The sequence below is a fragment of the Nonomuraea sp. MG754425 genome (genome assembly GCF_021699195.1).
In the GTDB taxonomy this organism is placed as follows: Bacteria; Actinomycetota; Actinomycetes; order Streptosporangiales; family Streptosporangiaceae; genus Nonomuraea.
The window spans coordinates 1-5,455 of record NZ_SSXE01000334.1 but is presented as its reverse complement, the minus strand read 5'-3'; the positions used below and the strand labels follow the sequence as shown (position 1 = coordinate 5,455).

Here is a 5,455-nt window from a genome sequence, read left to right as displayed (position 1 = left end):
GGCGGAAAGGGAGGCGGTGGGCGGTGGTGGTGTCGGCGCTGGGCGTCGGGCTGGCCGTGGCCGGCGGCGTCACCGCCTGGATGGGCCGCGGACGGGTCACCGACGACGGCCGCGCGTTCGGCCCCGGCGGGTCGAGCCGGTTCACCGTGCGGATCGACCCCGGCGGCGCGCCCGTACGGCTGGTCCGCCGCCTCGACGCCGGGATCGACCGGCAGCGCGCCGCCGTCAGCGTGAACGGCTCCCCGGCCGGGGAGTGGCAGCCGCTACGTGACGACGTCGACGGCTGGGCCGAGCAGCGCCTGGACCTGCCGCCCTCCGTGACCGTGGGCCAGAGCTCGCTGGCCGTGGTCAACACGTTCATCTCCTCGGCGTGGGACTTCAACGAGTTCGCCTACGTCGTCCAGCAGCAGATCGACGGTGTCTGGACCGTCGCCGACACCCTCGACGTCGGCCCCCTTCACCGGGCCGGCGAGGCCGCGCACGACTACCGCGTCACGGGCGAGACCTTCCACGGCAGCCGCACCCTCGACGCCGCGCCCGCGGCGGGGGACGCGGCCGACCGCCGGATCCGCTACGAGGCGGAGGCCGGGGTGGTCAGCAACGCGCGCGTCCGTCCCGGGGCCGCCGGCGCGTCGCAGGGCGCGGTCGTGGCCGGGCTGGACCACGCCGATAGCTGGGTCGATCTCCGCGTGTACGCGCCGCGCGCCGGCCGGTACACCGCGCTCGTGACCTACGCGGCCGGTTACGGCGACGCGCAGCACACCGTGACCGTGAACGGCTCGACCGTCTTCACCCTCGGCTACCCCCAGCACGGCTGGGACGTCTGGCGGCGGGTCACGGCCTCGCTGCCGCTGTCGAAGGGCTGGAACACGGTGCGCTTCCAGCATCACACCCGCTGGGCCGAGCTCGACCACGTCGAGATCGTCTGACTGCGGGCGGCCCGGCGTCCTTACCGTTAACCTTGCGTGGATGAAGACGCATGGTGAACTCAAAGGTTTCTGGGAGAAGCGCCTGCAGTCCGACTGGACCGAGAGCGGCGTCGGCTACGCGGCGCTCGGCCGGGCCTTCAACACGTGGATCTACCGCGTCCGCGCGGAGGTCTTCGACCGCGAGGTCGCGACCGTGCCGCTGCGCCTGCCGGAGTCCCGGGTCCTCGACGTCGGCTCGGGCACGGGCTTCTACGTGCGCCGCTGGCAGGGGCTGGGCGTGAAGTCGATCGTCGGCTGCGACCTCACCTCGGCGGCGGTGGAGCGGCTGCGCGGGCGCTTCCCGGAGGTCGAGTTCCACGAGCTGGACATCGCCGAGCCCGGTGACGTGCTCGAACCGGGCTCGTTCGACGCGGTCTCGGCCATGGACATGCTCTTCCACATCACCGACGACACCCGCTACCGGGCCGCGCTGCGCTCGGTGGGCGAGGCGCTGCGTCCCGGCGGGATCTTCGTGCTGTCGGAGAACTTCCTGCGCCGGCCCGAGCAGCGCGGCGACCACCAGGTCAACCACACGCTCCCGTGGATCACGAAGGCGCTCGACGACGCCGGGTTCGACGTGATGCGCCGGATGCCGATGCTCGTGCTCATGAACGCCCAGGTCGACGCGTCGCCCGTCTGGCGCAAGCTGTGGGGCGGGGTGCTGCGCGCGGTCACCCTGAACGAGCGGACCGGCGGCCTGGCCGGATCGCTGCTGCACCCGCTCGAGCGCCGCCTCGTCCGCCTGCTGCGGGAGAGCCCCACCACCGAGCTGATGATCTGCCGCCGCCGCTGAGGCCGCCGCCGGGCGTGGGCCGTCAGGAGTAGAAGTGCATGACGACGGCCAGTCCGACGACGTGCACGAGCACCACGATGGTGAGCAGCGACACGAACACGAACTTGGCCGGCCCGTGCTCGAAGTGCTTGCCCTCCTTCAGCGGGGGCAACTTGGCCTGGCGCTCGGCGATGCGCTCTTCCAGCGGCTTGCGGTGAAACACGGGGAAGTCCTCCATCGCCAGTCGTTTGCACGGCAACTGTTTGTAGGCTAATAGTTTGTACACCAAGTAAGCTACCAGAGGGTGATGGAGGTGCGCGTCGATGGAGCCTGTGACAGAGGCGACAGATCTCCTGGCGCTGGACCGCCAGGTGTGCTTCGCCCTCAGCGTCGCCTCGCGCAGCGTGATCGCGCTGTACCGGCCGCTGCTCCAGCCGATGGGGCTGACCCACCCGCAGTACCTCGTCATGCTCGCGCTCTGGCAGGACGAGCCGCTGTCGGTCAAGGAGCTGGGAGAGCTGCTCCAGCTCGACCCCGGCACGCTGTCCCCGCTGCTCAAGCGGCTGGAGGCGCTCGGCTACCTCCGCCGTGAGCGCAGCAGCAAGGACGAGCGCGCCCTCGCCGTCACCCTCACCCCCACCGGCCGCGCGCTGCGGGCGCAGGCGGAGAAGATCCCGCCCGCCATCGTGGCCCGGCTCGGCATGAGCCTGGACGAGCTGCAGGGCCTGCACGAGTCCCTGACACGGGTGATCGCCGCCGCCCGCCGGGCGGGCGTCCCCGAGGACTGAGCTCCCACCCGTCCCCATGGGGCGAAAGTCCGTCCGGTACGAGGACCAACGGCTCTACGGCGTGTGGACGCCGTCCCGGGATCATGAACACGGACACCCGCCGAGGCGCGGAAGATCCCATCCCCACGGCGGCTCCGGCCGGCGGCGGATCGGTGGCGGTGACCGGCAGTCACGATGTCACGAAGGCCAGATGGAGCGCCCGGTCGGCCGGGCCGGGCCCCTGGTCGCCTCGGCGGGTGTCCCGTCTGTCCCGAAGACTCCCCTCGCGCACGGACGTGCCCGAACTCGCCTCAGGGTCCTTCGTCCTCCCCGCGAACGACCTCCGGCCCTGGCATCGGCGGCGTGGACGAGGTGCGATGGGAAGGACGAAGGAGGACGACATGATCATCGTAGGAGCCGACGGTTCCGTGGCCTCGCACGCCGCCGTGGAGTGGGCGGCAGGTGACGCCTCCCGCAGGGACGAGCCGCTGCGGATCGTGCACGCCGTGGACGGCACGCCGTACCAGATGGTCGGATCCGCCGACCCGGAACTGCCGGACCCCCTGGTCCAGGCGGGGCGGAAGATCCTGCGCGAGGCCGAGGCGCTCGTGCACGAGCGCCGGCCCGGCGTCGTCGTCACCACCCAGGAGGCCGAGGGCGCGCCCGCCGCCGTCCTGCGCGACCAGGCCAAGGACGCCACGGAGCTGGTGGTGGGCAGCCGCGGGCTCGGCGGGTTCGCGGGCGCCCTGCTCGGCTCGGTCGGCATGCACGTGGCCGGGCACGTCCGCTGCCCCGTCGTGGTGGTGCGCGGGGAACAGGGGCCGGAACACGGCGAGATCGTGGCCGGGGTGGACGACTCGCCCGAGTGCGCCCCCGCGCTCGACCACGCCTTCCGGCAGGCGCGGCTGCGTGGCGGCACGCTGCGGGCCGTGCACTCCTGGCAGCTTCCCGTGCCCGCGTACGTGCCCGAGGCTTCGTACGACGTGGACGAGATCCGCGCGGCCGGACGCCGTCTGCTGGGCGAGCGGCTGGCTCCGCTGCGGGAGGAGTACCCGGAGGTGACGGTGGTCGAGGACCTCCGGGAGGCGCACCCCGTGGACGCCCTCACCGACGCCTCCCGCCGGGCCGACCTGCTCGTGGCGGGCTCACACGGCCGCGGCGCCATCGGCTCCATGCTGCTCGGCTCCGTCAGCCGCAGCGTCCTCCACCACGCCCACTGCCCCGTCGCGGTGGTCCGCACCTGACCTCGGCCATGGCGTGGGTTCTGGCAGGCTCGGCGAACGCCGGGCCTGCCGGCCGCGACCCAGCCGGTTGATCGCGTCGGTGCATCACCCCGTTCGTGGAGCACGTGACCCAGGATCGTCGGCAGCGGGCGGCCCACGGCCGCAGCGCGACGACCTCGCCGAGCGGCGCGGCGTCCCAGGGGCCCCACGGCGTTTCGATGCGCACCGTCCCGCCATCATGCCCCGGCGCCGGGGCATGCGGGCAGCGCCGCAGGGTAGCCGGGGGAGGGGAGGGGGCGAGCGATGACGAGGCTGGTGGAGGAGACGCCGTACCGGTGGCGGATCGACCCGGAAGGGCCGATGCGGGTGCCCGGCGTGGTGTTCGCCACCGCCGACCTGCTGCCCGACCTCGCCGCCGACCAGGCGCTGGGCCAGGTGGCGGCGGTGGCCGCGCTGCCGGGCATCGTCGAGGCGTCCTACGCGATGCCCGACATGCACTGGGGGTACGGGTTCCCGATCGGCGGCGTGGCGGCCACCGACGTCGAGCTCGACGGTGTCGTCTCGCCCGGCGGGGTGGGTTTCGACATCTCCTGCGGGGTCCGGCTGCTGCTGTCCGGCCTGCACCTCGACGAACTGCGCCCGCGCCTGGACGCCCTCATGGACGCCCTCGACGCCCTCGTCCCCCGGGGGATGAGCAAGGGCGCGGTGTGGCACCTGCGCGGCCGGTCCGAGCTGGAGGAGATCCTGGCCGGCGGCGCCCGGTACGCGGTCGAGCGCGGCCACGGCGAACCCGAGGACCTGGAGCGCTGCGAGGACCACGGCGCCGTCGCGGACGCCGATCCGTCGGCGATCGGCGTCCGGGCCAGGGAACGCGGGTTCGCGCAGGTCGGCAGCCTGGGCTCGGGCAACCACTTCCTGGAGGTGGAGGCGGTCTCCGAGGTGTTCGACGAGGACGTCGCGCGGGCGTACGGGCTGTGGCCGGGCCGCGTCTGCGTGCTCATCCACACCGGCTCCCGCGGCCTGGGCCACCAGGTGTGCACCGACTCGGTACGGGCCATGGAGGCGGCCATGACCAGGTACGGCATCAGCGTGCCCGACCGGCAGCTCGCCTGCGCGCCGGTCTCCTCGCCCGAGGGCCGGGCGTACCTGTCGGCGATGGCCGCCGCCGCCAACTACGGCCGGGCCAACCGGCAACTCCTCGGGCAGGCCGCCCGCCGCGCCTTCGAGCGCGCCACCGGGGACGGCGGCCTGCGCCTGCTGTACGACGTCTCGCACAACCTGGCCAAGCTGGAGACCCACCACGTCGAGGGACGTCCGCGCCGCCTGTGCGTGCACCGCAAGGGCGCCACCCTGGCGCTCCCGCCCGGCCATGAGGACCTGCCGCCCGACCTGCGCCCGGTCGGGCAGCCGGTGCTGGTGCCCGGCTCGATGGGGGCGGGCTCGTACGTGCTGGCCGGCGCGCCGGACGGGCCCGCGTTCGCGTCCGCCTGTCACGGGGCGGGGCGGCGGATGAGCCGCCATCAGGCGCTCAGGAGCACGACGGCGGCCAGGCTGCGGGCCGAGCTCGACGCGGCGGGCATCGCGGTGCGGGGCGCGTCGGCGCGGGGGCTGACGGAGGAGACGCCGCAGGCGTACAAGGACGTGGACGCGGTGGTGGGGGCGTGCGAGCTGGCGGGGCTGGCCAGGAAGGTCGCCAAACTGGCGCCTGTCGGTGTGGTCAAGGGG

General features: G+C 73.7%; 6 protein-coding genes. 5 read left to right on the top strand and 1 reads right to left on the bottom strand.

Annotated features, from left to right (window positions below):
- A partial coding sequence (locus FAF44_RS51780) for a CBM35 domain-containing protein (protein ID WP_272896206.1) occupies positions 1 to 929 on the top strand: 929 nt, incomplete at its 5' end.
- A gap of 40 nt (positions 930 to 969) precedes the next feature.
- On the top strand, positions 970 to 1,761 hold the full coding sequence (locus tag FAF44_RS51775; protein WP_237110875.1) for a class I SAM-dependent methyltransferase: 792 nt from the start codon (positions 970 to 972) through the stop codon (positions 1,759 to 1,761).
- A 22-nt stretch (positions 1,762 to 1,783) separates the two neighbouring features.
- Here the strand turns inward: FAF44_RS51775 and FAF44_RS51770 are convergent, their stop codons facing one another.
- Positions 1,784 to 1,999, bottom strand: coding sequence for a hypothetical protein (locus FAF44_RS51770; protein WP_237110874.1), 216 nt, complete (start codon positions 1,997 to 1,999; stop codon positions 1,784 to 1,786).
- Between the two features lie 64 nt (positions 2,000 to 2,063).
- Between FAF44_RS51770 and FAF44_RS51765 the strand changes: the two genes are divergently transcribed.
- From FAF44_RS51765 to FAF44_RS51755, 3 genes are all read left to right on the top strand, one after another.
- Positions 2,064 to 2,528: a MarR family winged helix-turn-helix transcriptional regulator gene (locus tag FAF44_RS51765; protein WP_237110873.1), complete on the top strand. Its 465-nt coding sequence runs from the start codon at positions 2,064 to 2,066 to the stop codon at positions 2,526 to 2,528.
- Positions 2,529 to 2,908: 380 nt separating this feature from the next.
- A complete protein-coding gene (locus FAF44_RS51760) occupies positions 2,909 to 3,751 on the top strand; it encodes a universal stress protein (protein WP_237110872.1) in 843 nt (280 codons plus the stop codon).
- 282 nt (positions 3,752 to 4,033) lie between these two features.
- Positions 4,034 to 5,455: RtcB family protein (locus FAF44_RS51755; protein ID WP_237110871.1), on the top strand; the 1,422-nt coding region annotated here is incomplete at its 3' end.